Here is a 26,061-nt window from a genome sequence, read left to right as displayed (position 1 = left end):
ATAATTTAATTTATCTTCAGTAGAGATTCAAAAAAAATCAACAGGTATAAAAATATCGAGAGATAGCCAGTTTCGTTCAAGATAAAGTGCCGAGTATATATTTTCTGCCATAATCTCCCCCTCTCCCCAACCCCTCTCCCACAAGGGGAGAGGGGCAAAAATGGTTCATCGCCTATTCTCGTGGAAGCACTTTCGATATCCGCGAAAGCGCCAATGGGATGTTCAAAATGCTGATCTTTTCCCCTCCTTGCTCCTCGTGGGACAAACGCAGATCAGAACAGCCGCAGGTTGGCCCGAAGGGTGAGCGAAGCGAATAAGGGGTTGGGGGAGGGGAGTCGGGAGAGGGGGGCTTAAAAAGATGGGCGCCCGAAGGCGCCCTGGTGTTGCCTGAACAGACGGACCAGACTGTTCAGAGCAAGCTCTCCACGCGCTGCCGTAATTGCTCATCATACGGCAGCATCTGCGCGATTCGGTTATAGGTGCCGACATCCAGATCTTCGTCCTGCACCGCTTCGACCATTTCCTGCTGCATGTTCATCTGCACCTGAGCGACTTTTTCCGGGTCGTCTGCCGATTGTGCTTCGCCGACATATTTCTCGCGAATTTCCTCGACCTTTTTGTGCGCCTCGGCAAATTTTTCCAGATCAGCCTCGCTGACCTCGGCGGCTGCGGGTGCCTGTTGTGCAGCGCCAGGCTGCGGTTCGGGTGACTGCGAGGTGGCGTTCTGTGCGATCGCAGCGCTACCCATACCCATGGCGGCGATAGCGATGGCGAGATGTTTCAGTCGGATTTGCATCATGCTTCTCCTTCGGTGGCTTGCTTCTTCGGGCGCGGCGTACAAACACGCACGCTGTGCCTGTGGTAATCCGACAGGTATCAGGGGAGAAGTTCCGGGGCGAGGCGTGAACTGTGTAGCGTATCGCAGTGTGGCCGTTGAAAATCCGGTAGTTGCAGGGTGTAAGAAATTATTTCGGCTGGCCGGGGCGAGGCGCCCCGGCCGGTGTGTGACGGTAAAGCGGAGCGTCAGTGCAATTTCAGGCGCGGCCGCACCAGACGATTGAAGCGGCCTGCAACCAGCAGCATCAAAGTACGCGGCCAGCCATACAGGGCGGCCTGGTGCAGTCGATACAGGCTGATATACATCATTCGCGCCAGCCACCCCTCGATGAAGAAGTTACCGCCCTTGAGGCTGCCCATCAGCATGCCCACGGAGCTGTATTCACTCAGCGATACCAGCGAGCCGCGATCACGGTAACGGAACGGCGCCAGGGGTTTGTTGTGTTGCAGAAGGCGCTCGAAATTTTTTGCCATATGGTGCGCCATCTGCTGTGCGGATTGGGCGCGGGGCGGCACTGTCTTGTCGCTACCCGGGATCGGGCAGGCGGCGCAATCACCAATGGCAAAAATATGCGGCTGGCCTTTCGCCTGCAAGGTCGGTTCCACCAGCACCTGATTGATCCGGTTGCGTTCGAGACCATCAAGCGTGGCCAGCACATCGGCCGCTTTTACGCCGGCCGCCCAGACCAGCAGCTGCGCTTCTATGCTGGCGCCTTCCTTCACGACAAAGGCGTGCGGCTCGGCCCGTTCCACCATGGTGCCGGTATGCACCTGCACGCCAAGTGATTCCAGGCGGGCGTGAGCCGTGGCGGCGACCTGCTCGGTCAATACCGGCAGAATGCGCGGCGCGGCCTCAATCAGATGTACTTTCAGTTTTTTGCGATCTAGCTGCTCGTGGCCGTACAGCTTGAGCATGGAGACTGCGTGGTGAATTTCCGCCGCCAGCTCCACTCCGGTGGCGCCGCCGCCGACGATCGCCACCGACAATGGCTCGCGCTGGTGATTGGCGTGCAGGCAGGCGTTGAGAAATTTCTCACGAAAACGATCAGCTTGCTGGCGGCTGTCGAGAAACAGCGCGTGCTCGCGCACGCCGGGCGTGTTGAAATCGTTGCTCTGGCTGCCCAAGGCGAGCACCAGGTAATCGTAAGGGAGCTCACGCTCGGGCAGTACTTCTTCGCCTTGTGCGTCCAGAATTGGCGCCAGCGTAACAGTGCGTGCCGCGCTATCCAGGCTGACCAGTGTGCCCGGTTCGAAGCGGTAGTGATTCAGGCGCGCATGCGCACGATAGTCCACGGCATCCAGATCTGCATCAATGGCGCCGGTGGCCACCTCATGGAAGCGCGGTTTCCAGACGTGAATGCTGCTGCTGTCAACCAGCGTGATGTCGGCGAGATGATGCTTGCCCAGCTTGCGGCCGAGGAACGTGACCAACGGCAGGCCGCCAGCACCACCCCCGATGACCAGAATTCTTGCTGCACCCATATAGTGCGCCTCCAGTGCTAGTCGACGTCCTTGGGTCGCGGCGTGATCGGGGTGCGCGGCCCGTGAGAATGGCCTTCCTGCCCGGCTCGAGTAAGGCAGGCGGTGATAGGGTTGATTATGGCGCGCAGTTTAGACGCTACAGCGCGCAAGTCCATAGTGACGGTAGCGTTTTTGTGCGCTGGCGGGGGCCGCCCCGGTATGTCGGGGCCGCACTGGCCGGCGCTTTCAGCTACACTGCGGCATCCGCACACGATGGGAGAGAACATGAGCCGCGAGGTGTTACGCATCGCCACACGCTCCAGCCCGCTGGCCGTTTGGCAGGCGGAGTATGTCCGCGACCGGCTGGAGGCACTGCACGAAGAGCTGACTGTCGAACTGGTGCTGATCAAGACCCAGGGCGACAAGATTCTGGATACGCCGCTGGCCAAGATTGGCGGTAAGGGGCTATTTGTCAAAGAGCTGGAAGAGGCCATGCTTGATGGCCGCGCCCACATTGCCGTGCATTCCATGAAGGACGTGCCGATGGTGTTGCCGCCAGGTTTCGATTTGCCGGTGATTTGTGAGCGGCACGATCCGCGTGATGCTTTCGTCTCGCCGGCATTCGAATCGCTCGCGGCGCTGCCGCACGGCGCCCGGGTAGGCACCTCCAGTTTACGGCGGCAGGCGCAGCTGAGCGCACTGCGCCCTGATCTGGAGATCATCAGTTTGCGCGGCAACGTGCAAACCCGGCTCGGCAAGCTGGATGCCGGCGAATACGACGCCATCCTGCTCGCCGCCGCCGGCCTCAAGCGGCTCGGGCTGGGCGAGCGCATCCGCTATGAAATGCCGCCGGAAGAATGCCTGCCGGCCGTGGGGCAGGGTGCGGTGGGTATCGAGTGCCTGGAAAACGCCACCCAGGTAAAAGCATGGCTGGCGCCGCTTAACGATGCGGATACCTGGGATCGTGTGGTCGCCGAACGCGCCATGAACCGCCGTCTGGAAGGTGGCTGCCAGGTGCCGATCGGCGGCTTTGCGCTGCTTGAAAATGACATCCTGTGGTTGCGCGGCCTGGTGGCCAGCGAAGATGGCCGTGAAGTATTGCGGGCAGACGCCAAGGCGCCGCGCAGCGAGGCGGAAGCACTGGGCAACCGGGTGGCCGAAGCGTTGCTGGCGCAGGGCGCCGATCGCATTCTCGGCGAAATCTACGGGCGCGCCTGAACATGCGGGTGCTGGTCACGCGCCCGGCCGGGCAGCAGCAGGCGCTGATGGCGATGCTGGCGGCGGCCGGGTTCGAGCCGCTGTACCAGAGCGCGCTGGAGATCGAGCCTTGCGAGCCGGATGCCCGCGCACGCCAGTGCCTGATGAACCTGGATCAGTATCACGCGGTCTTTCTGGTCAGTACCAATGCGGTGCGTTATGGCCTTGCGGCGCTGGCGGATTACTGGCCGCAATGGCCGGTGGGCGTGCACTGGATTGCCGTGGGCACGGCCACCGCTCGGGCACTGGAGCAGGCAGGCCTTGCGGCGCTGGCACCGGATCGGGATTTCAATTCCGAGGCGGTGCTGACGCTGCCTGTGCTTCAGCAACTTGCCGAGAAAAAAATACTGGTGCTGCGTGGCGACAGTGGCCGCGAATTGTTTACGCAGACGCTGCGCGAGCGCGGCGCCGAAGTGGATCGTGTCACGCTGTACCGGCGTGCCTGCAATGCCGCCTTTCAATGGCCGCCAGCGCCGCTGGACGTGATACTGGTGACCAGTGTGGAAAGCTGGCACTGTTTGCAGCAACACGGTGTGCCCGAGCAGGCATTGCTGGTGGCGGGCAGTGCGCGTATAGGCGCCGCCATTGATGCGGCGGGGTATGGAAACCTGATTGTGGCGGCAAGCCCGCACGACGAGGATATGGTGGCATGTCTGACAAAACACCTGAGAACCCGGTAACACCACCCACACCTCCCGCCCCCGATACCACCAACGGGCCGGCGCAACCGCAGGGCGCAGCAAGCGCCACGGAGCACCGCGTCGGCGAGCCGCCCCTTCTTGACGAGCAGATCGCCGGCACCGCTCGCGGCCAGGCACAATCCGGCACCGCCGGGCAAGCAACCGGGAAAAAAGCCGCACAGTCCGGGGCGGCCGATGAAGCGGTTCAAAAGAGCAAGGCTGGCAAGCGTGCTGCTCCGCCGCGCAAACCTCCCGTGCGTGGCCGTCGTAGCTGGCTGGGGCCGCTGTTGCTGTTATTGCTGCTGGCGTTGGCGGCATTCTTTGCATGGCAGTGGTGGGAAAACCTTCAGCAGCAACAGCACGGCTGGCGCAGCGCCGTGGCAACCCTTGAGCGGGATCAGGCGCGGCTACGCGCTGACATGGCGGCCAGCCGGGACGCCAGCGCATCGCGCCTGGCCGAGATCGAGGCCGCCCTGCAAAGCGCGGCGACCGCCGCGCCGGAGCCCACCGAGCCAACATCCGGCGGCGGCGATAGCGCACTGCTGGATGAAGCGATCACCCTTGCCGTGTTGGCTCAGCAACAGTTGTTGCTCACGGGCGATGTGAACGCAGCACAGCGCTTGTTGGCTGTGGCCGATGAAGTGATAACGCAGGCGAGCGATCCGGCGCTAGTGGCCGTGCGCGAGGCGCTGGCGGTGGATATGCAGCGGCTGGCGGCCGCCGATCATCTTGATCTGACGGCACTGATCCTGCGCCTGAACGGTCTGCAAGCGCAAGTGCCAGCGTTGGTGATGCCGCGCCACGAGCAGGTGCGGGCAGGCGCGCAGCAGGTGGAGCCGCAGGGCGATGGTTTCTGGGCGCGCCTGTGGGCGCGGCTGCCGGTGCGCGTGCGCGACCATGGCAGTAACGTGCCGCTGCCGCTGGATGCCGATAGCCAGCAGTTGCTGCGGCTGCATCTGGAGAGCGCTTTGCAGGAGGCACGGCTGGCGCTGTTGCAAAGCCGCGGTGTGATCTTCGAGGCGGCGCTGGCGCGTGCCGATGGTGTGGTGCAGCAGTGGTTTGCGCCCGGTGATCCCGCCGTGGTGGCTTTTCGTGAGGCGCTGGCCGAATTGCAGGCGGTGCCGGTGGCGCGCGCGGTGCCCGAGATCGATCAGGGCTTGTCGTTGATGCGGCAGTTGCGTCAGTCGCGCCAATCGTGGGAGGCGCGCTGATGATCCGTCGCCTGCTGCTGTTGTTTGTCATCGTGCTGGCAGCGCTGGCCGCCGCGTTGTGGCTCGGCAGCTGGTTGCTGGCGGAGCCGGGCTATGTGCTGGTGATCCGTGGCCAGCGGGAAGTGGAAACCTCGCTGGCCTTTGTGTTGCTCGCGTTATTGCTCGGTGCGTTTTTGCTGGTATTGCTGACTGTGCTCGCCGGGCCGTTGTGGCAGTTTTTCACGCCGGCGCGCTGGAGCCGCTGGCGCCGCCGCCGCGCCGGTGCCATGCGCTTGCAGCAGGGCCTGCTGGATCTGGCGGCGGGGCATTGGCAGCGCGCCGAAGAACAACTGCGCAGCGCCGCCAACCAGACCGACTGGCCATTGCCGGCGCTGCTGGCGGCGGCTGTGGCGGCCCGGCAACGAGGCGACACGACAGCGGAGCGATACTGGCTGAGCGCGGCGGCGGATTACCCCCGTGGCGCATTCCCCGCTGCCTTGCTCGGGGCGCGTTTTGCGCTGGCGGACAACGCGCCTGGCCGCGCCCGTGAGCTGCTCGAAGCGCAGCGCCCCCGCCATGGCGACAGCCCGGTGTTGTTGCACCTGCTGGCAGAAGCCTGTGGCCGGGACGGTGATTGGGCGGCGGTCTGCGAGCTGATGCCAGCGCTGCGCCGCCATGGCGAGAGCGAGCAACTGGTGCGGCGCGAGCGCCGTGCCTGGCGAGCGCGTATGCGGCAGGCCGCCGCACAACCGGGCTTTGCCGATGCCGCGCAGCGGCGTGAGGCGCTGACCCGGCTGTGGAAAGCGATGCCCCGCCCGCTGCGCCATGAGCCGCCGTTGCGAGCCCAGTACGCCGGTTATCTGGCGCAGTTCGAGGACGGTGCCGGCGCCTTGAAGGTGATTGCCGCCGAGATCGAGCAGCGCTGGGACGATGGCCTGCCAGCGGTGCTGGAAGCGATTGATGACGTGCCGCCGGAGCAGTTGCTGGCGCGCCTTGAGCAGTGGCTGAAGACGCGCCCCGGCAATGCCGTGCTGCTGCGCACCGCAGGCCGCGTGGCCTTGAAAGCAAAGCTCTGGGGCAAGGCGCGCAGCTTCTTCGAGGCGGCTGCCGAGGCAGGCAGCGAGACTGCACTGGTGGAGCTGGCCCGGTTGTATGCAGCACTGGGCGAAGGCGAGCGTGCACACGAGATGTTGCAGCGCCAGCTGAAGGCGCAGGGGCGCCGGCTGCCAAGCCTGCCGTTGCCCAAGGGGCCGGTGGGATCGTGAAGGCACGGCGCTGCCGAGCGGCGAAACTGGACATTCAGGTAAGGCGTGTTATCTTGTGAGTGCTTTGTAACACTTCAGTGCCTGCTACTCTACCGGAGCGTGTCATGAGCGATGCAACTTTCACTTTTCGGGTAGATGAAAGCCTGAAAGCCGAATTTACCAATGCCGCCAAGGTGCATGACCGCACCGGCGCGCAGCTACTGCGTGACTTTATGCGCAGCTATGTGGCGCAGCAGCAGGAAGCGGCCGGGGAAGCGAAAAATTACGATGCCTGGCTGGCGGCCAAGGTGGCGCAGTCGCGTGCTTCCGCAGAGCGGGGCAATCTGATTCCCGGCGCAGACGTCGAGGCACACTTTGCGGCGCGGCGGGCGGCCACTCGCGCCCGCATCGCCGAATCAGAATGAAGGAGTTGGTCTGGACGCCGGAGGCGATTCAGAATCGGGATGATATTTACGACTATGTAGAGGCGAGGAACCCGCTGGCCGCCGTGGCGCTTGATGACCTGTTTTCCGAACGGGCAGGCGTGTTGCGGGATCATCCAGGCAGTGGGCGGGCTGGCAGGGTGCCAGGCACTCAGGAATTAGTCGTTCATCAGCATTATGTACTGGTGTATGACGTGACCGAAGGGCAGGTGCGAGTGCTCAATGTTGTGCACACGGCGCGCCATTGGCCACCTTCTCCGGGAAAACAGGGGCGGACGATCCAGGAGGCGCCGCCGCTCTCGTAAATCTGCTTTTTAAAACCTGCTTTCCTGCCTTCTGCCGTCAGGTATCAGCCCGCCATCCTTCCAGCACCGGCTCGATCAGTTTCGCCAAGGCTTCGATATGCGCCGGCATTGCATTCAGCGCTTCGATGTATTGATAGCGTTCGCCGCCGTTTTGCAAAAAGTAATCGCGATTTTCTTCGCCGATTTCCTCGATCGTTTCCAGGCAGTCAGCCGAAAAGCCGGGGCAGAACACCTGCACCGAGCGCACGCCTTCGGCGGGCAGGGCTTTCAGAGTGTGATCGGTGTACGGCTTGAGCCATTCTTCCCGGCCAAAACGCGACTGGAACGTGGTGAGGTATTCGCTATCCGACAGGCCGAGCGCAGCCGCCAGTTGTCGGGAGGTGGCGAAACACTGCCGGGCGTAGGGGTCGCCCTGGGTGACGTAGCGCTTCGGAATGCCGTGGTAGGAAAACAGCAGCCGGTCGGCGCGGCCGTGGGCGGCCCAGTGCGCCCGGATGCGCTCGGCCATGGCGTCGATATAGGGGCCGAAATCATGATAATCGCTGATGAAATGCAGCGACGGCACCCAGCGCCGCTGGCGCAGATCGGCGTTGATGGCATCGAGCATCGAGCCGTTGGTGGAGCCGGAATATTGCGGATACAACGGCAGCACGATGAGCCGTGTCACACCGGCCTGTTGCAATGCTTCAAGCTGATCCGCGATCGATGGCTTGCCGTAACGCATGGCGAATTCGACCACCACGTTTTCGCCGTAGCGCTGCTGCATCAGCGTGCGCAGGGCCGCGCATTGGTCTTCAGTGTGAAACAGCAGCGGTGAGCCGCGCTGTGTCCAGATGCTGGCGTAGGCTTTCGCGGAACGCGGCGGGCGGATATTCAGGATCACCAGATTGAGCACCAGCCACCACAGCCAGCGAGGTGCTTCGACCACACGCGGATCGGAAAGAAATTCGCGCAGGTAGCGGCGCAAGGCCGGCGTGGTGGGCGCATCCGGCGTGCCCAGATTGGTAATCAGAACGCCGATACGCCCGTGAGGGCCGTTGAGCAGGGCAGCGCTACCGCGATAGGCCATGGTGGCTGTGTACTCCAAGCTGTGATGAGCGGCTGGTAGCGATTATCCCGAAGCCGCTGGGGCAGGTGAAGGTGAGACAGGTGAGCGATGATCGGTGCCGGCGAATCGCCAAGGCCGCTCACTCCCGTGGTGCATAATCGAATACATCGGAATGCATGTCTGCGGCCGGTACGCCGGCGGCGCTGAGGGCATCGAACACCGCCCAGGCCATGGCGGGCGAGCCGGCAATATGAAACTCGGGCTGCTCGCCGTTCAGATCCGCCAGCACGGCTTCGTGCACCAGGCCGGTGCGATAAACCGCGCCGGCATGTTCCGCGCCGGCGTCGCCCTCGTCGGTGGCGGTGCTGTCAGAGAGCACCGGCACATACTCCAGCTGCTCGTCACGCACCCATTGTGCGGGCAGCGCTGGCAGGTAGATATCGTCGGCAGTGCGTGCGCCCCAGTAAAGGCGGATCGGCTGGTCGAAATTATTGGCCAGCAGATGCTCGATCATCGCTTTCGCCGGTGCAAAGCCGGTGGAGCCGCAGACAAACCATACCGGTCGTTGCGGCAGGTTGTCGGCAATAAAACGGCGGCCAGCCGGCAGCTGCACCCGTGCCACGGTGTCTTGACGCAGGGCTGCCATCACCTCCTGCGCCGAGCTGTTTTCGTCGTTATGGCGCAAGTGCAGTTCCAGGTCGCGGCCGCCGGGGGCGTTGGCGATCGAGAAAGCGGCTTCGCCCGCAGGGGTTTGCAGCAACAGATATTGCCCGGCGTACCAACGGATACGGCGGCCGGCGGGCAGGCGCAGCGTGATGCGGCTGACATCGTGGTTGAGGTCGTCGATGGCAATGATCTGGCAACTGACGTCGAAAACCGGAAGTTCTCCCGGCGCAGTGATATCCGGCACGTTGATCTCGCAGTCTTCAAGGGCGTGAGCAATGCAGTATAGCACTTGGCCAGCGCTGGCATCGTCCGCGCAAACGATGCGGGTATTGGTGGCCTGGTTGCCGATGCGCTGGGTCACGCTGCCGCGTAACAGTTGCCCCACGCAACGCAGGCAGTTGCCGTTGCGGCAGGCGTGCGGAAAGCCGAAGCCGGCGTGCTGGCCGGCTTCAAGCAGGGTGTCACCGGCGCGGGCGCTGTAGCGCCCCTTGCCGGCAACGGTAATGTGAAACGTGTGATCCATCAGGCACTCATGATGAACATCGCGGCGATGATGCCCATGCCGGCAAACCAGACCAGCGAGCGCAGCGTGGCCCAGTCGGCAATGTAGCAGATGCCGAACACTACGCGGCTGATGAGCCAGGCGATGGCCAGGCTATCCAGCGTGCTCTGGGGCATGGTGCCGAGGGTCTGTGCGACCAGCACGGCGGCAAGGAAGGCGGGCGTGACTTCAAAGCTGTTTTGCTGTGCCCAGTGGGCGCGCTTGCGCGCACCTTGCAGCGCTTCGAGAAATTCGCGCGGGTTGTGGTTCTGTTTCGGGCCGAAATCGCCCCGGAACTTGGCCAGCACGGTGAAAAGATACGGCAGGAAAATTGCGACAAGCAGGCACCAATAGGCAGTGGTCATGATCGTGTCTCCATGAGATCAGGTGTTGTTGTGATGGTCGGGCGCGGCGTGGCCGGCCTGATGTTCCCCAAGGGCCTGCTCCAGCACGGCGAAGCGATCCTGGCCCCAGCAGAGGGTGCCATCAATGCGCAGCGTTGGCACGCCCCAGCTGCCGGCGGCGAGCATTTCGGCCCGGTTGGCTTCAGCTTGCTGGCGCCAGCCGTCGTCATCCAGCCAGCGCCGGGCGCGGTGCCAATCCAGCCCAGCATGGTGGCACAGAGCGCGCAGCCCGCTGTCGCTGGCGGCGTTGATGCCCCGGCTCCAGATGCCTTCACCAGCGGCGGCCAGCCACTGGCGCAGGCGCCCTTCCTTTTCGGCAAAGGGCCACAGTGCCATGCAGCGCTCGACACCGGGGCCGACCGGATCGCACACCCGGCCAAAGGGCACCTGGTGCAAGGCTGCTTCGCGGGCGGCATCGCGCAGAATATAAAAGCGTTTGGCGGGTGGCACAGGCAGGCCGCGCATCACCATGGGCAGCACCGGGCGGATATCCAGCGTCAGGCCGTAGTGATCGGCCAGCGTACAAGCGCGTGAGAACGCCACCCATGAATAGGGGCTGCGGAAGGAATAAAACAGCGTCAGGGTGCGCTCTGAGGCGCAGCCGGCAGGCGCATGAAGGGACAGGTATTTGGCTCGCCCGTACGGCAGCGGGCAGGGCGTGCCGGTGCCCAGCCCGAGCGTCTGTAGCCGCTGGGCCAGATGATCCAGGCGATCGATGCCCCAGTACCATTCGCCGCCGTAGCGCAGCATGGCGGTGAGATAATGGCCTTCGCGCAGATAGCTGTCGCGGCGTGCTTCCATGGCCAGCCGGGTCTGATCCAGGGGCAGTGGCGCCTGGGTTTGCGCCAGTGGGGCGAGGTTATGGCCATGCCAGAGCGCACTGAGCACGTCTGCGGCGAGGGTGAAGAACGTCGGATCCTGTTCATGGCGCAGCAAAATGGCCGTGGCCAGCAGGCTGCGTTCGTGATCGGGGGTCGTGGCGTCTGGCGGAAAGGCCAGCCCGTGCAGCGTAGCGAGCGCAGCGGCATCGCGGGCGGCAAGCGGGGCCAGCAATTCCGGATGCGGGTACATTTGCTCATCCAGATAGAGCATCAGATGCGGCCGCAGTTGCACGCCGAAGTGGGTGGCGAAAGCCGGCAGCACCTGTACCAGCAACCAGGAGTAGGGGTCATCGACGCGCAGCCAGACATCCACTGTGTGCGGCTGGCGGGTGAGCCGGCGGCGCCATTCGGCGCGCCGCCGGTTCAGATCCCTCAGGCCCTGGCTGGTCAGCAGCGCGGACAGCCAGGGCAGCAGGGTCGCTTTCATGCAGGGTCAGTCGGCGCCGATTTGCGACAGATCCCGCACGGCGCCACGGTCGGCACTGGTGGTCAGTGCGGCGTAGGCTTTCAGGGCGGTGGACACGCGGCGGCTGCGGATTTCACGCGGCTTCCACGCCAGGCCGCCACGGGCTTCCATCTGTGCGCGGCGGTGTGCCAGTTCTTCGGCGGTCACTTTCAGCTCGATGGTGCGCTGCGGAATGTCGATATGAATGATATCGCCTTCGTGCACCAGCGCGATGGCGCCGCCTTCGGCCGCTTCCGGCGAGGCGTGGCCGATGGACAGGCCGCTGGTGCCGCCGGAGAAGCGGCCATCGGTGAGCAGGGCGCACTCTGCCCCCAGCCCTTTGGATTTCAGGTAGCTGGTGGGGTAGAGCATTTCCTGCATACCCGGGCCGCCTTTCGGGCCTTCGTAACGGATCACCACCACGTCGCCAGCGACGATCTGATCGCCCAGAATCGCTTTGACGGCCGAGTCCTGGCTTTCAAATACGCGGGCGCGGCCAGTGAACACCAGGATGGATTCGTCCACCCCGGCGGTCTTCACGATGCAGCCGCGCTCGGCGATGTTGCCATACAGCACGGCGAGCCCGCCGTCGGTGCTGTAGGCGTGCTCCAGATCACGAATACAGCCGTTGGCCCGGTCAGTATCCAGCGATGGCCAGCGGCTGTCCTGGCTGAAGGCGCTCTGGGTGGGAATGCCACCAGGGCCGGCCATGAACATTTTTTTCACCGATTCGTCGCCAGTGCGCATGATGTCGAAACGCTCAAGCGCCTCGCCCATGGTGGCGGTGTGCACCGTGGGAATATCGCGATGCAGCAGGCCGGCGCGATCCAGCTCGCCGAGAATGCCCATCACGCCGCCGGCGCGGTGTACATCTTCCATGTGGTATTTCTGCGTCGCCGGCGCCACTTTCGACAGGCACGGCACTTTGCGTGACAGCCGGTCGATGTCGCTCATGGTGAAATTCACACCGCCTTCCATGGCTGCCGCCAGCAGGTGCAGCACGGTATTGGTGGAGCCACCCATGGCGATATCCAGCGACATGGCGTTCTCGAACGCTTCGAAGGTGGCGATGTTGCGCGGCAGGGCGGTTTCGTCATTGTCGCGGTAATAGCGCTCGGCCAGGCGCACGGCGGTACGGCCGGCCTCCAGAAACAGCTCCTCGCGGTCGGCATGGGTAGCCAGCAGCGAGCCGTTGCCTGGCAGCGACAGCCCCAGCGCTTCGGTGAGGCAGTTCATCGAGTTGGCGGTGAACATGCCGGAGCAGGAGCCGCAGGTCGGGCATGCGCTGCGCTCGTACTCGGCGACCGTGGCGTCGTCCACGCTGTCATCGGCGGCGATCACCATGGCATCGACAAGATCCAGCTTGTTGTCCGAGAGTTTCGTTTTGCCCGCTTCCATCGGGCCGCCGGAGACGAACACCACAGGAATGTTCAGGCGCATCGCCGCCATCAGCATCCCCGGTGTGATCTTGTCGCAGTTGGAGATGCACACCAGCACATCGGCGCAGTGGGCGTTGACCATGTATTCCACCGAGTCGGCGATGATGTCGCGGCTCGGCAGCGAATACAGCATGCCGTCGTGGCCCATGGCAATGCCGTCATCTACGGCGATGGTGTTGAATTCCTTCGCCACGCCGCCGGCGCGCTCGATCTCCCGCGCTACCAGCTGGCCCAGATCCTTCAAATGTACGTGGCCCGGCACAAACTGGGTAAAGGAGTTGGCGATGGCGATGATCGGCTTGCCGAAATCATCGTCCTTCATACCTGTGGCGCGCCATAAGGCGCGGGCGCCGGCCATGTTGCGGCCGTGCGTGGAAGTTTTTGAGCGATAATCAGCCATGGTGTTGTTCCGGGTTCTCGGGTGAATTCAATAAGTACGTCGGGGCGCATGGGCGCGTTACAGGGCCTTGCGAAATACCTTGGAATTGCGCTGATAGTTGTACATGCTCTTGCGTTCGCCGGGCAGCTCTTCAACCGGCATGGGGCTGAATCCTTGCTCCTGAAACCAGTGTGTGGTTTGCGTGGAGAGCACATACAGCGTGCGAACGCCCTGATTGCGGGCGCGCTTTTCCAGATGAGCAAGCAGCTGCTGGCCGCGCTCACCATTGCGGTAATCCGGGTGCACAGCGACGCAGGCAAGTTCGGCAGACTGCCCGTCATCGAATGGATAAAGTGCCGCGCACCCGATCACCATGCCATCGCGCTCGATAATGGTAAAGCGCTTGATCTCTGCTTCCAGCCGCTCCCGTGAGCGGCGCACCAGAATGCCGGCGTCTTCCAATGGCGCAATCAGCTCAAGAATACCGCCTACATCTTCAATATAGGCGCTGCGGATATTCTCAAAGCTTTCCTGGGTCACCAGAGTGCCGCAGCCATCGCGGGTGAACAATTCTCGCAGCAGAGCGCCATCCTCATGAAAGTTGATCAGGTGCGCCCTCGCTACCCCGTTGCTGGCGGCGTGGCAGGCGGCAGTGAGCTGGCGTTCGGTGTTCGGGTTGCCCACTACTTCCTGGGCCAGTAACTGGCCGGCCTGCTGTGGCGATATTTCGCGTACCAGCTCGCCCTCGGCGTCGACTACGCCGGCATCCTCGCCAAGATAGATAATCTTGTCGGCCTTCATGGCGATGGCGGTGGTGGAGGCCACTTCCTCGGAGTTCAGGTTGAACAGCTCTCCGGTGGGTGAGCAGCCGATGGGCGACAGCAGCACGATGTTGCCGTTATCCAGCTGCCGGCGGATGGCCTCTACCTGCACGCGCCGGACTTCGCCAGTGTGCTGGTAATCAAAACCGTCGCGCACTCCTACTGGCTTGGCGATAACAAAGTTGCCCGATACCACCTGGATGCTGGCTCTGTGCATCGGCGAATTGGCCAGCCCCATTGAAAAAAGCCCTTCGATGCGCAGCCGCACCGCGCCAACAGCGCCCAAAGCAGCTTCCAGCGCAACCGGATCGGTGATGCGGGTGTGGCGGTCAAACTGGGTGTGCAGATTCTGCGCGGATAGTCGCTCGCTTATCTGTGGCCGCGCCCCGTGCACCAGCACCAGCTTGATGCCCAGACTGTTGAGCAGTGCCAGATCGTGAATGGTCGATTGAAAACCGGGTGCGCGCACCGCTTCGCCGGAGATCATCACGACAAAAGTGCGGCCTCGGTGTGCGTTGATGTACGGCGAGGAATTGCGGAACCAGGCGACATGGTCGCGGGTCTGGAGCGGTTGTGGGTCGGGCTTATTGGAGGTCATCGGCGAGCCTGTGGCGACCAGCATTGGTGGACGTCACAGTATAGCAGCAGGGCCGAGCCGGCCCTACTGCCAGATAAGGCTCAGTGGCCGAACATGCCCAGGAACATGAAGAAGAACATGATCGAGAAGAGCGCGCCGGCCGGCAGGGTAACGATCCACGAGGTGAAGATGCCGCTGATCACGCGCAAGTTGAGGGCACTGATGGAGCGTGCCAGACCCACGCCGAGGATGGCGCCGACCAGAGTATGTGTGGTGGAAACCGGCAGGCCGGTGCCAGAAGCGAGCACTACCGTCGAGGCCGCACCCAGTTCGGCGGCAAAGCCTCTGCTCGGGGTCAGCTCGGTAATCTTTTCGCCCACGGTGCGCATGACGCGGCGGCCGAAAATAGCCAGGCCGGCCACGATGCCTATAGCACCCAGAAGCAGGATCCAGCTCGGGATGGCAGAGGTTGCCGATACTTCGCCGCCACTGGCAACAACGCTGTAAATCGCTGCAAGAGGGCCGACGGCATTGGAAACATCATTGGAACCGTGCGCAAACGCCATGGCGCAAGCGGTGAAGATCATCAGGATGGCAAACAGGCGTTCGGTGCTGGCAAAACGAAAACGGTGATCTTTTTCCGGGCTGGGCTGGATGCGGGTCAACAGCGCTGCACCGATGCCCGCCACCAGCAGGCCGGTGAATACCGCCAGAGCAATGCTTGTCGGCATGTTCAGGCCAAGGCCGACGTGCTTGAGCCCTTTGGTAAAGGTCACCATGGATACCATGAAGCCGGTGAGGAAAATGTAGAACGGCACGTAACGCTTGGCGCGGGTGAAGGGATCGGCGGTGTCGAGAATCAGTTTTTGCACGCTGCGGAACAGGAGATAGGAAATGGTGCCGGCGAGCAGAGGCGACACTACCCAGCTCAGCACAATGTTGCCGATCTGGCTCCACTGCACCGCGTCCACGCCGATGCCGACCGCGGCAAAGCCGACGATGGCGCCGATCACCGTATGCGTGGTGGACACTGGCCAGCCCATGGTAGAGGCGATCATCAGCCACAGCGCCGACGCCAGTAGCGATGCCATCATCCCGTATACAAGCAAGTGCGGCGTATTCTCCATCACGCCGGAGTCCACGATGCCGGAGCGCACCGTCTCGGTGACCGCTCCCCCTGCAAGATAGGCGCCGCAGAACTCGAAGATCATCGCCACAACGATGGCCTGACGAACCGTCAGCACGCCGGAACCGACCGAGGTGCCCATGGCATTGGCGACGTCGTTGGCGCCTATGCCCCAGGCCATGAAGAAACCGAACGCGCACGCCAGAAACAGGATCAGCGTGCCGTGGGCAATAATGAATTCCATGCGGAGACTCTCCGGAAGAGGCTGAACTGGATGTCAGCGGGCGACCAGGCGGTGCAGGTAACCGCCCACTTTATGAGCACGGTCGGCGAGATCGCCAACCCAGTCGATAATCTTGTAGAGGAACATCACATCTACCGGCGGCCAGTCCTTCTCCAGACGGAAAAGCATGGCGCGGATCGCTACTTGCTGGTGGTCGGTTTCCCGCTCCAGACTATCCAGTGTCTCCACCATTTCCTCGATCAGCCGAATGGCGCGGTCACCGAAGCCGGTTTCCAGCAGCAGATCAAGTTCGTTGATGACCGAAAACGCTTGTGCCGAGGTATCGATAGTACGCCGGACGTAAGCCAGCATCGGCTCGGCCAGAGGCTCAGGGATCGCCATCTGGCGGCCCAGCATCAGCCCGGCGATATCCTTGGCCTTGTTGGCAACACGATCCTGGGTGCTGACCATTTCCAGCAGATCGGTACGCGGCATCGGCAGAAACAGGCTGCGGGGCATGTTCAGGCGGAAATCCCGCTTCATGTCGTCGGCCTTGTTCTCCAGCACCACAATGCGCTGACGGATTTCGGCACCGGTGATCCAGTCGTTGCCGATGGCTGCCAGAAAGAATGGCTCCAGCTCGCTGACGCAGGCGTGGACGGTTTCGTAGTGTTGTTGCAGCGGCTTGATCGGTGAGCGGCCAAAGAGGCCGGCAATGGAGTTACCCAGGGACATGACTCACGCTCCGTCAGTGTGCCGGGCGGCCGGTTCCGGCCGTCGCATGGCGTATGCGGCGCGAGTATAGGGCCAGTTCGCGCATATTTCACCTTTGTGACGGCGGCCATATGCCGAGCGATGACGACGGCTGCTCGCTCGCGGTACAGTGAGGCTGCCGCAGCGGGCCGCAAAGATGCCCGGCGGTGGGGGAAATCCAATTACAACAGGCGGTACCAGCCGCCAGCACAGGAGTCATCCGTGAACGTCAATGCCCGCTCGCCGCAGGCCCTCTCCGGCCTGGAAATCGATGTGCGCTGGGTAATGCGCGAGCTGCTTGAAGCCGGCCACGTGACCCAGGGCGATTACAACGTCATCTCCACCACACCACGAGAGAAGGGCGAGCTGAGCTGGCATCCGCTGCAAATTGTTGCCAAGTACCGGCTGGAAGACCAGTTGCAGCCCGGCCGCCGGCTGGATATTGATTGGCTGAGCCGCTGGCTGGCCGACAAGGCGCAGCTGCCGCTGTATCACATTGATCCGCTCAAGGCGCCGGTGGATGCGATCACCGGCCTGATGTCCTACGCATTTGCCGAGCGGCACGGCATCCTGGCGGTGGAGGTGGGCCGCGATCAGGTGACGGTGGCCTGCGACCAGCCATTCCTGCGTGCCTGGGCAGAGCACCTTGAGCAGGTGCTGCGCGAGCGCGAGCTGGTGGTGGTGCTGGCCAACCCCGAGCAACTGCGCCGCTACCGGATCGAGTTCTACAACCTCTCGCGCTCCATTGCCGGCGCACGGGAGGTGGGCGGCCAGAATCTCGGCGCGGTCACCAACTTCGAGCAGCTGCTGGAAGTGGGCAGTCAGGGCACACCGGATGCCGATGACCAGCACATCGTCAATATCGTTGACTGGATTCTGCAATACGCCTTCGCGCAGCGCGCCAGCGACATTCATCTGGAGCCGCGCCGCGACACCGGGCGCATGCGCTTTCGCATCGACGGCGTGTTGCACGATGTTTATGAGCTGCCAGCCGCCATCATGGCCGCCGTCACCAGCCGTCTGAAAATTCTCACGCGTCTGAATGTGGCAGAGAAGCGCAAGCCGCAGGACGGCCGCCTGAAAACCAAAACTCCCGATGGCGCTGAAGTGGAGCTGCGCATTTCCACGCTGCCAACCGCATTCGGTGAAAAAATGGTGATGCGGATTTTCGACCCGGACGTGCTGGTGCGCAGCTTCGATCAGCTCGGCTTTGCCAAGGAGGATTACGACACCTGGCAGCGCATGACGCAGAATAACAACGGCATTGTTTTCGTTACCGGGCCGACCGGCTCGGGCAAGACCACCACGCTTTATTCCACCCTCAAGCAGCTCTCCACGCCGGAGGTGAACGTCTGCACCATCGAGGACCCGATCGAGATGGTCGAGCCGAGCTTCAATCAAATGCAGGTGCAGGCGAACATAGACGTGGGTTTTTCCCAAGGCGTGAAAGCGCTGCTGCGGCAAGACCCGGATATCATCATGATCGGCGAGATTCGCGATCTGCCGACGGCTGATATGGCGATCCAGGCGGCGCTGACCGGCCATCTGGTGCTCTCGACCCTGCACACCAACGACGCGCCCAGCTCCATCACCCGGTTGATTGATCTGGGCGTGCCACCGTATCTGGTCACCGCAACGGTCAACGGCGTGATGGCGCAGCGGCTGGTGCGCACACTCTGCCCGCACTGCAAGGAAGCGATCCCGGTGGAGCCGGCTGCCTGGGAAGAACTGTGCCGGCCGTTCCGCCTGAAGATGCCGGCGCAGGTGTATCGCCCGGTGGGCTGCCTGGAGTGCCGGGGCACAGGCTACCTGGGCCGTATCGGCGTCTATGAAACCATGCCGCTGGTGGCCTCGCTCAAGGGCGTCATCAGCCGGGGCGGTGATCTGGAGGCGATTACCCGCGAGGCGCTGAAGAGCGGCATGAAGCCGCTGCGCATCAGCGGTGCACGCAAGGTGGCGCTGGGGCTGACCACCGTCGAGGAAGTGCTGCGGGTGACGCCGATGCAGGATGTGCTGCTCGGCTGAACCGCCGGCGCTGGCGCCGTTGCGTATGCCGCCTCTGGCATTCCGGGCGCCGCGCAACGACAATGCGGCGCATGACAACGCCCGATTTCACAGCCCTTCCTGCCCTGCTGGCCGATGCAATGCAACGCCAGTGGGAGCGCTTTGCCGAGGCGGGGGGCCAGCTGCCAGCGCAGCTGCTGGAAGCGCTGCCTGATGTATGGGCCGGCTCCGATTATGTGGCCGAGCGCATGATTCACACGCCGGCAATGGCTCACTGGCTGGCGCAGCCCGGTGTGCTGGATACACCATTGCAGGCCGCTTCGTTGCGCCGGGAAGTGATCGAGGCGTTGCGCAGCGCTGCCGACGAAGCTGCGCAGATGAGCGCCTTGCGGCAGCTGCGACACCGGCACATGGTGCGCATCATCTGGCGCGATCTCAGCGGGCTGGGCGATTATCACAGCACCGTGGCCGATCTCTCGCTGCTGGCGGATACCCTCATCGACGCCGCACTGGAAAAGCTCTACCGCGCCGCCTGCAAACGCGATGGTACGCCTCGTGGGCCGGACGGCGCGCCGGTACGGCTGGTGGTGTTTGCCATGGGCAAGCTGGGCGCCAGCGAGCTGAATCTGTCTTCCGACATTGATCTGGTGTTCGGTTATGAACACGAAGGCGAGCTGGCCGGCCACCGTAACGGCCTGACCCACCACCAGTTCTTTATTCGCCTCGGGCAGCAACTGATCCGTATGCTCGACCAGAACACCGCCGACGGCTTTGTATTCCGCGTGGATATGCGGCTGCGGCCCTGGGGCGCCTCGGGAGCGCTGGCCGCCGGTTTTGATGCCATCGAAGCCTATTACGAAGAACAGGGCCGCGAGTGGGAGCGCTACGCGCTGATCAAGATTCGCCCGGTGGCAGGTGATCTGGCCGCCGGCCAGCGCATGGTGCAACGCCTGCGGCCGTTCGTGTATCGCCGTTACATCGATTTCGGCGCCTTTGAATCACTGCGCGAAATGAAAGTGCTGATCGAGCGCGAAGTGCGCCGCAAGGGCATTCAGGCTGATGTAAAGCTCGGCCCCGGCGGCATCCGCGAAGTGGAATTCATCGTGCAGGCCTTTCAGCTGATTCGCGGCGGGCAGCTGCCGGCGCTGCGCGTGCCGAACCTGTTGCGCGTGCTGCCGCAACTGGTGGCGCTGGAATTGTTGCCCGCCGATGTGGCGGGCGAGCTGCGGGATGCCTATATCTTTCTGCGCAACACCGAGCACCGGCTACAGGCGGTGGCGGATCGCCAGACCCAGCGGCTGCCGGAAAACGATGACGGCTGGGAGCGGCTGGCGCTGTCGCTGGGCTATGCCGACCGGCGCGCCTGTGAGCGCGCGCTGGCCCACCATCGAGATCGGGTGCGGTTTCATTTCAGTCAGGTGATTGCCGACCCGGAAGAGGATCATCACGAGCCGGAGGGTGCTGAAGGCGAACTGATGGCCGTCTGGCTGGGCAAGATCGAAGGCGAGGCCGCGATCAGCCTGCTGGAAGGGCTCGGGATCAACGAGCCGGTGCCGATTCTCGAAAAGCTGGCCGAGTTTCGCGACAGCCGCCCGGTCGCCGGGATGCAGCGCATCGCCCGTGAGCGGCTGGATCGGCTGATCCCGCATGTGCTGGAAAACCTCGGCTACCATCAGGGCGGGCCGGTCACTTGCGATCGCTTGCTGGCATTTCTGGAAGCCGTGCTGCGGCGCTCGGCCTACATCGCCCTGCTGGTGGAGAACCCCCACGCGCTGACGCAGTTAGTGAAGCTCTCCAGTGCCAGCCCGTGGATTGCCGAGCAGCTGACCCGGCACCCGGTGCTGCTGGACGAGCTGCTGGACGTGCGCTCGCTGTACACACCACCGCAGCGCAGCGCGCTGGCCGATGAGCTGCGCCAGCAACTGCTGCGCGTGGCGGAAGATGATCTGGAGCAACAGATGGAAGTGCTGCGGCACTTCAAGCAAGCGCATCTGCTGCGCGTGGCCGCCTCGGAAGTGACCGAGGCGATGCCATTGATGCGCGTCAGCGATTATCTGACCTGGCTGGCGGAGGCGATCCTGCACGAAATAGTGCAGCTGGCGTGGGCGCCGCTGGTGGCGCGCCATGGCCGCCCGCACCGGGAAGACGGCGAGCCCTGCGACCCGGATTTCATCATCGTCGGCTACGGCAAGCTGGGCGGCCTTGAGCTGGGTTACGATTCCGATCTTGATCTGGTGTTTCTGCACGATGCCGAGGCCGACGGCATGACGGATGGTGAGAAGCCGGTCAGCAACGAGCAGTTTTTCTCACGCTTGGGCCAGCGCATCATTCATATCCTCACCACGCGCACCATGAGCGGGCAGCTCTACGAAGTGGATGCCCGGCTGCGCCCTTCCGGCGCCGCCGGGCTGCTGGTCAGCAGCATCGCCGCCTTCGAGAAATACCAGCGTGAGCAAGCCTGGACGTGGGAGCATCAGGCACTGGTGCGCGCCCGCGTAGTCGGCGGCTGCCCCACCGCCGGCGCCCGCTTTGCCGCGATCCGCCACGACATCCTGGCGCAGCCGCGGGATCAGGCAGAACTCGCCCAGGCGGTGTGCGAAATGCGTGAGAAGATGATCCAGCATCTGGGTAGTGGCAGCCAGGGCGAACGCTTCAGCCTCAAGCACGACCCCGGAGGTATCGTCGATATCGAATTTATGGTGCAATACGGGGTTCTCAGATGGGCCGCGCAGCACGGAGAGCTGACCCGCTTCACCGATAATGTGCGGCTGCTGGAGACACTGGCTGTACTGGAACTGATGCCGGCCCAAGATGCCGGCCTCCTGCGGGAGGCGTATCTCGCCTACCGCTCCGCAGCGCACCGCCTGGCACTTCGCAACGAGAAATCCGAGGTTGACGCCGCCGAATATTCCGAGCTGCGTGACGGGGTGCGGACGGTCTGGGAAAAATGGTTTCATGGCGCTGGAGCGCCGGGCATCGCTGGCGAGCACGAACAACAGTAGCCAGGCAGGGAGCGCAAGCATTACCCGGTGTGCGGCAACCGCGTGCCGGATCGATTATCGGTTCTGGGCTGAATTTTCTTGGGAGAACAAGCGCCATGTCGATGGCTGATCGTGATGGTTTTATCTGGCTGGACGGAGAAATGGTGCCCTGGCGCGAAGCCAAGGTGCATGTGCTGACTCACACACTGCATTACGGCATGGGCGTCTTCGAGGGCGTGCGTGCCTATGAAACGGCAGATGGCCCGGCGATCTTCCGGTTGCAGGAGCACACCGACCGGCTGTTCAACAGCGCCCACATCATGCAGATGAAGATCCCGTTCTCCAAAGACGAGGTGAACCAGGCGCAGATCGACGTCGTGCGTGCCAACAAGCTGCCGCACGCCTATTTGCGCCCGATGGCTTTTTACGGCAGCGAAGGCATGGGCCTGCGTGCCTCCAATCTGAAGGTGCACTTGGTCGTGGCGGCCTGGGAGTGGCCTTCTTATATGTCGCCGGACGCGCTGGAGCTGGGCATCAAGGTGCGCACCAGCTCCTACACCCGGCACCACGTCAACATCGCCATGTGCAAGGCGAAGGCGAACGGCAACTACATCAACTCCATGCTGGCGCTGAGCGAAGCGCTTTCCGGCGGTGCCGACGAAGCACTGCTGCTGGACCCGGAAGGCTATGTGGCCGAAGGCAGCGGCGAGAACGTCTTCATCGTGCGCGATGGCGTGATCTACACCCCGGATCTGACCTCGTGCCTGGACGGCATCACCCGCAAGACGCTGCTGACGCTGGCGGCGGATCAGGGCTTCGAGGTGCGCGAGAAACGCATCACCCGCGATGAAGTCTATATTGCCGACGAAGCCTTCTTCACCGGCACCGCTGCCGAGGTGACACCGATCCGCGAACTGGATGGCCGCGTAATCGGTGAAGGGCGTCGCGGCCCGGTAACGGAAAAGCTGCAAACGCTTTACTTTGATCTCGTGCGTGGCAAGGTGCCGCAATACACCGAGTGGCTGACGTTGGCCAAATGACGCCCTCCCGGCGCTCGCTCACCCGGAGCGGGCGCCGGACGCCTCTCAAGCGGAGCACCTGATGTCGCACCTTCCCCGCCGCATCCTGATCGTTGGCCCCTCGTGGGTGGGCGACATGGTGATGGCGCAAACGCTGTTTTCGGCCCTGCGGGCACAATATCCCGGCTGCCATATCGACGTGCTTGCGCCGGACTGGTGCCGCGCACTGCTGTCGCGGATGCCCGAGGTACGGCAGGCGCTGACACTGCCCTTCGGCCACGGTGATCTGCGCCTGCGTGAGCGGCGCGAGCAAGGCCGCAGCCTGGCCGGCGAATATGATCAGGCCATCGTGCTGCCTAACTCCTTCAAATCCGCCTTGCTGCCGTTCTGGGCGCGCATACCGGTGCGCACCGGCTGGCGCGGCGAAATGCGTTACGGCCTGCTCAACGACGTACGCACCTTGGACAAACAGCGCTATCCCCTGATGGTGCAGCGCTTTGTTGCGCTGGCGCACCCGGCCGATGCCCCGGTGCCCACCCTGGCGGAGATCACGCCACCGCATCTGCATGTGGACACCAGCAACGCTGACCGTACCTTGCAGAACATGGGGCTGAACCAGGCATTGCCGATTCTGGCGCTGTGCCCCGGTGCCGAGTTCGGCCCCTCCAAGCGCTGGCCGGATGCGTATTATGCGGACGTGGCGCGGCATCAACTGGAGCAGGGCTGGCAGGTCTGGGTTTTCGGCTCGGCCAAGGATCGCGAGGTGGCGGAACTGATTCGTGACGCCATCCCGGAGAAATTGCGCTGGCGCCTGCACCTGCTCGCAGGCGAAACCGCCCTGCCTGAAGCAGTGGATTTGCTGGCGCTCGCCAACGCCGTCGTCAGTAACGATTCCGGGCTGATGCATATTGCCGCCGCACTGCATCGGCCACTGGTGGCGGTGTACGGTTCCACGTCGCCGGATTTCACGCCGCCGCTGCATGGTAAAGTGGAGATCGTGCGGCTGGGCCTGGATTGCAGCCCCTGCTTCAAGCGCGAATGCCCGCTGGGGCACCTCAACTGCCTGCGCCAGCTTGGCCCGGAACGGGTCATCGCAGCGCTGGATAACGTGCTGGCGTAGGGCGACGGATGAAGCGCGTACTGCTCATCAAGACCTCCTCCATGGGTGATGTGATCCATACCCTGCCGGCGCTCACCGATGCGGCGCAAGCCGTGCCCGGCATCCGTTTCGATTGGGTGGTCGAGGCCGCTTTTGCCGATATCGCTGCGCGGCATCCTGCGGTGGGCAAGGTCATCCCGTGTGAACTGCGGCGCTGGCGCAAGCACCCGCTCAAGGCCCGCGCCAGTGGCGAATGGCAGGCGTTTCGCGAGCAGGTCAGCGCACCGGGCTATGATGCCGTCATTGATGCGCAGGGCTTGTTGAAAAGCGCCTTTGTCACCCGGCTGGCGAAGCCGCCCCGCTACGGGCTGGATCGCGCCTCGGCTCGCGAAAGCCTCTCCGCACTGGCGCTGGATCATCCGCTGGCCGTTGCTCGCGGCCAGCACGCGGTGACCCGCACCCGGCAACTGTTCGCTCAGGCATTGGGCTATGCGCTGCCGCCTGACACCCCGCCGGATTACGGCCTGCCACGGCCCGCGCCGCCACGCCCGCTGGCACAGCCTGCGGAGCTGGTGTTCTGTCACGGGACGACATGGCCCACCAAACATTACCCGCAAGCCTACTGGCGCGAGCTGGCAGCCCTGGCTTGCAACGCCGGGCACAGGGTCTACCTGCCCTGGGGCAACGAGGCGGAGCAGCAGCGGGCGCAGCGCATCGCCCACGGCATGCCACAGTGCGAAGTGTTGCCGCCCATGACGCTGGCGGCGCTGACGGACGCATTTCTACGTTGGGACGGCTTCATTGCCGTGGACACCGGGCTGGCGCACCTCGCCGCTGCCGCAGGGATGACCGGGGTCGGGCTATACGGCCCCACCGATCCCGCCCTGACCGGCGTACTCGGCCCGCGCGCGCATTCCCTTTCGGCGCAGTTCCCCTGCGCCCCTTGCGTGCAGGAGCGCTGCACCTATCGTGGCGAGAGCGGGCAGGGTGTGGAGCCGCCGTGCTTCAGCAATTTGCCGCCGGAGCGGGTTTGGGAAGCGTTGTTGTCGAGCAGGGCTGAGATGGGGCCGGCTGTATGAAACTCGCGTTCTGCCTGTACAGGTACTTTCCCTACGGAGGGTTACAGCGAGACTTCTGGCGCATTGCTCGCGCCTCGCTGGCCCGTGGTCATCAGGTTACCTGTTATGTGGCAGCGTGGGAGGGAGAAGCCTTACCCGGTCTGAAGGTGGAACAACTACCGGTGCAGGGCAGCAGTAACCACGGTCGTATGGCCTCGTTCGCCGCCGCGCTCGGCGCTGCCTTGGCAAGGCAGCCCGCCGATATTGTGTTGGGGTTCAACCGCTTGCCCGGGCTGGATGTTTATTTCGCATCAGATAGCTGTTTCGCCGCGCATCTGGCCGAAAAACCGCTGCTGCTGCGCTGGCTTCCCCGCTATCGGACGTACCTGCGGTTGGAGCAGCAGGTGGCAGAGCATGCGTATTTTCTGTTTCTGAACGAGCACCAGCAGCACCAATACCAGCAACATTATGCACTGTCGGCGAAGCGGTTTACCGTGCTCCCGCCGGGCATCGAGCCGGTGCACCGCCAGCCCGACAACGCACACCAGCTGAGGGCAACGATGCGGAATACGCTGTCTCTCAGTGATGGCGATAAATTACTGTTGTTTGTCGGTTCGGGTTTCAGAGTCAAAGGGCTGGATCGAGCGCTGGATGCATTGGCAAGCTTGCCTGACCAGCAACTGGCCCGCACGCGGCTGATGATCGTGGGTAACGACGATCCTAAACCTTTCCTGGCTTCGTTATCGCCAGCTGTGCGACAAAGGATCGCGGCGCATGTGCGCAGTGTCGGCCCTCGCGATGATGTGCCCGCGCTGATGCAGGCTGCGGATCTGCTGTTGCACCCGGCTTACCGGGAGTCGGCAGGTATGGTGTTACTTGAGGCCACAGTGGCGGGTCTACCTGTCCTGACCACAGATACATGTGGCTATGCACGATACGTCCTGGAGGCGCAATCGGGCGAAGTGATCAGGTCGCCGTTTTCTCAAGAAGTGCTGAATGTCACACTTGCGAAAATGCTCGACTCGCTTCCCGGGCCTTGGGGCGAAGCGGGCGCGCGATATGGTCGCGAGCATGATCTTTACTCGCTGCCTGAGCGAGTGGTCGATCTGCTGGAGGCACGCTTTTCATGAGGCTTTATTTGCGAGAAGACTGGGCAGTAGCGTGGGAAGGCAAGGACCCT

The 26,061-nt window shown here is 63.4% G+C and carries 22 protein-coding genes; 12 read left to right on the top strand and 10 right to left on the bottom strand.

Features of this window, described 5'->3' with window-relative positions; all coding sequences use genetic code 11:
* Positions 1–409: 409 nt before the first annotated feature.
* The gene (locus MU846_RS13725) at positions 410–799 is read right to left on the bottom strand and encodes a DUF4168 domain-containing protein (protein ID WP_246953704.1); all 390 of its coding nucleotides are present in this window, start codon (positions 797–799) and stop codon (positions 410–412) included.
* Between the two features lie 224 nt (positions 800–1,023).
* Positions 1,024–2,319 (bottom strand): NAD(P)/FAD-dependent oxidoreductase, encoded by a 1,296-nt coding sequence (locus MU846_RS13720; protein WP_246953702.1) that lies wholly within the window; start codon positions 2,317–2,319, stop codon positions 1,024–1,026.
* Positions 2,320–2,583: 264 nt separating this feature from the next.
* Between MU846_RS13720 and hemC the strand changes: the two genes are divergently transcribed.
* The 6 genes from hemC to MU846_RS13690 all read left to right on the top strand — a co-directional run bounded on the left by hemC (position 2,584) and on the right by MU846_RS13690 (position 7,417).
* The gene (gene hemC / locus MU846_RS13715) at positions 2,584–3,516 is read left to right on the top strand and encodes a hydroxymethylbilane synthase (protein WP_246953700.1); all 933 of its coding nucleotides are present in this window, start codon (positions 2,584–2,586) and stop codon (positions 3,514–3,516) included.
* 2 nt (positions 3,517–3,518) lie between these two features.
* A complete protein-coding gene (locus MU846_RS13710) occupies positions 3,519–4,235 on the top strand; it encodes a uroporphyrinogen-III synthase (protein ID WP_246953698.1) in 717 nt (238 codons plus the stop codon).
* Positions 4,205–5,446 (top strand): uroporphyrinogen-III C-methyltransferase, encoded by a 1,242-nt coding sequence (locus MU846_RS13705; RefSeq protein WP_246953696.1) that lies wholly within the window; start codon positions 4,205–4,207, stop codon positions 5,444–5,446. Before MU846_RS13710 ends, MU846_RS13705 begins: the two co-directional genes overlap by 31 nt.
* Positions 5,446–6,690, top strand: coding sequence for a heme biosynthesis protein HemY (locus MU846_RS13700; protein ID WP_246953694.1), 1,245 nt, complete (start codon positions 5,446–5,448; stop codon positions 6,688–6,690). The genes MU846_RS13705 and MU846_RS13700 overlap by 1 nt, the downstream gene beginning before the upstream one ends.
* Positions 6,691–6,794: 104 nt before the next feature.
* Positions 6,795–7,094: a CopG family ribbon-helix-helix protein gene (locus tag MU846_RS13695; protein ID WP_246953692.1), complete on the top strand. Its 300-nt coding sequence runs from the start codon at positions 6,795–6,797 to the stop codon at positions 7,092–7,094.
* Positions 7,091–7,417 carry a type II toxin-antitoxin system RelE/ParE family toxin gene (locus MU846_RS13690; protein ID WP_246953690.1) on the top strand — a complete coding sequence of 109 codons (327 nt, stop codon included), beginning with the start codon at positions 7,091–7,093 and terminating at the stop codon, positions 7,415–7,417. Before MU846_RS13695 ends, MU846_RS13690 begins: the two co-directional genes overlap by 4 nt.
* A 37-nt stretch (positions 7,418–7,454) precedes the next feature.
* Here the strand turns inward: MU846_RS13690 and hemH are convergent, their stop codons facing one another.
* The 8 genes from hemH to MU846_RS13650 form a co-directional block, all read right to left on the bottom strand.
* Positions 7,455–8,486 carry a ferrochelatase gene (gene hemH, locus MU846_RS13685; protein WP_246953689.1) on the bottom strand — a complete coding sequence of 344 codons (1,032 nt, stop codon included), beginning with the start codon at positions 8,484–8,486 and terminating at the stop codon, positions 7,455–7,457.
* Positions 8,487–8,604: 118 nt separating this feature from the next.
* Entirely contained in the window at positions 8,605–9,654 is a 1,050-nt protein-coding gene (locus MU846_RS13680; protein ID WP_246953686.1) for a 2Fe-2S iron-sulfur cluster-binding protein, read from the bottom strand.
* Complete coding sequence (locus MU846_RS13675) at positions 9,654–10,037, bottom strand: MAPEG family protein (protein WP_246953685.1); 384 nt, start codon at positions 10,035–10,037, stop codon at positions 9,654–9,656. Before MU846_RS13675 ends, MU846_RS13680 begins: the two co-directional genes overlap by 1 nt.
* Before the next feature lie 18 nt (positions 10,038–10,055).
* Positions 10,056–11,384, bottom strand: a complete 1,329-nt coding sequence (locus MU846_RS13670) for a 2-hydroxychromene-2-carboxylate isomerase (protein WP_246953683.1) — start codon at positions 11,382–11,384, stop codon at positions 10,056–10,058.
* A gap of 6 nt (positions 11,385–11,390) precedes the next feature.
* Positions 11,391–13,241, bottom strand: coding sequence for a dihydroxy-acid dehydratase (ilvD, locus tag MU846_RS13665; RefSeq protein ID WP_246953681.1), 1,851 nt, complete (start codon positions 13,239–13,241; stop codon positions 11,391–11,393).
* A 57-nt stretch (positions 13,242–13,298) separates the two neighbouring features.
* Positions 13,299–14,639: an amino-acid N-acetyltransferase gene (gene argA / locus MU846_RS13660; RefSeq protein WP_246953679.1), complete on the bottom strand. Its 1,341-nt coding sequence runs from the start codon at positions 14,637–14,639 to the stop codon at positions 13,299–13,301.
* An 80-nt stretch (positions 14,640–14,719) separates the two neighbouring features.
* Entirely contained in the window at positions 14,720–15,988 is a 1,269-nt protein-coding gene (locus MU846_RS13655; RefSeq protein ID WP_246953677.1) for an inorganic phosphate transporter, read from the bottom strand.
* A 33-nt stretch (positions 15,989–16,021) separates the two neighbouring features.
* Entirely contained in the window at positions 16,022–16,702 is a 681-nt protein-coding gene (locus MU846_RS13650) for a TIGR00153 family protein (RefSeq protein WP_246953675.1), read from the bottom strand.
* 240 nt (positions 16,703–16,942) lie between these two features.
* On the opposite strand from MU846_RS13650, the gene tfpB reads away from it, so the two are divergent.
* From tfpB to MU846_RS13620, 6 genes are all read left to right on the top strand, one after another.
* A complete protein-coding gene (gene tfpB / locus MU846_RS13645; RefSeq protein WP_246953673.1) occupies positions 16,943–18,745 on the top strand; it encodes a type IV pilus assembly ATPase TfpB in 1,803 nt (600 codons plus the stop codon).
* A 71-nt stretch (positions 18,746–18,816) separates the two neighbouring features.
* Positions 18,817–21,726, top strand: coding sequence for a bifunctional [glutamate--ammonia ligase]-adenylyl-L-tyrosine phosphorylase/[glutamate--ammonia-ligase] adenylyltransferase (gene glnE, locus MU846_RS13640; RefSeq protein ID WP_246953671.1), 2,910 nt, complete (start codon positions 18,817–18,819; stop codon positions 21,724–21,726).
* Positions 21,727–21,821: 95 nt separating this feature from the next.
* Positions 21,822–22,745 (top strand): branched-chain amino acid transaminase, encoded by a 924-nt coding sequence (locus MU846_RS13635; RefSeq protein WP_246953669.1) that lies wholly within the window; start codon positions 21,822–21,824, stop codon positions 22,743–22,745.
* A 61-nt stretch (positions 22,746–22,806) separates the two neighbouring features.
* Positions 22,807–23,844: a lipopolysaccharide heptosyltransferase II gene (waaF, locus tag MU846_RS13630; protein WP_246953667.1), complete on the top strand. Its 1,038-nt coding sequence runs from the start codon at positions 22,807–22,809 to the stop codon at positions 23,842–23,844.
* Positions 23,845–23,852: 8 nt separating this feature from the next.
* Positions 23,853–24,902 carry a lipopolysaccharide heptosyltransferase I gene (waaC, locus tag MU846_RS13625; protein WP_246953665.1) on the top strand — a complete coding sequence of 350 codons (1,050 nt, stop codon included), beginning with the start codon at positions 23,853–23,855 and terminating at the stop codon, positions 24,900–24,902.
* Positions 24,899–26,011 (top strand): glycosyltransferase family 4 protein, encoded by a 1,113-nt coding sequence (locus MU846_RS13620; RefSeq protein WP_246953663.1) that lies wholly within the window; start codon positions 24,899–24,901, stop codon positions 26,009–26,011. The genes waaC and MU846_RS13620 overlap by 4 nt, the downstream gene beginning before the upstream one ends.
* Positions 26,012–26,061 lie beyond the last annotated feature (50 nt).

The organism is Alcanivorax quisquiliarum, assembly GCF_023051175.1.
Lineage (GTDB): Bacteria > Pseudomonadota > Gammaproteobacteria > Pseudomonadales > Alcanivoracaceae > Isoalcanivorax > Isoalcanivorax quisquiliarum.
The sequence above is the reverse complement of the archived record's forward strand: the minus strand, read 5'-3'. Positions and strand labels throughout refer to the sequence as shown.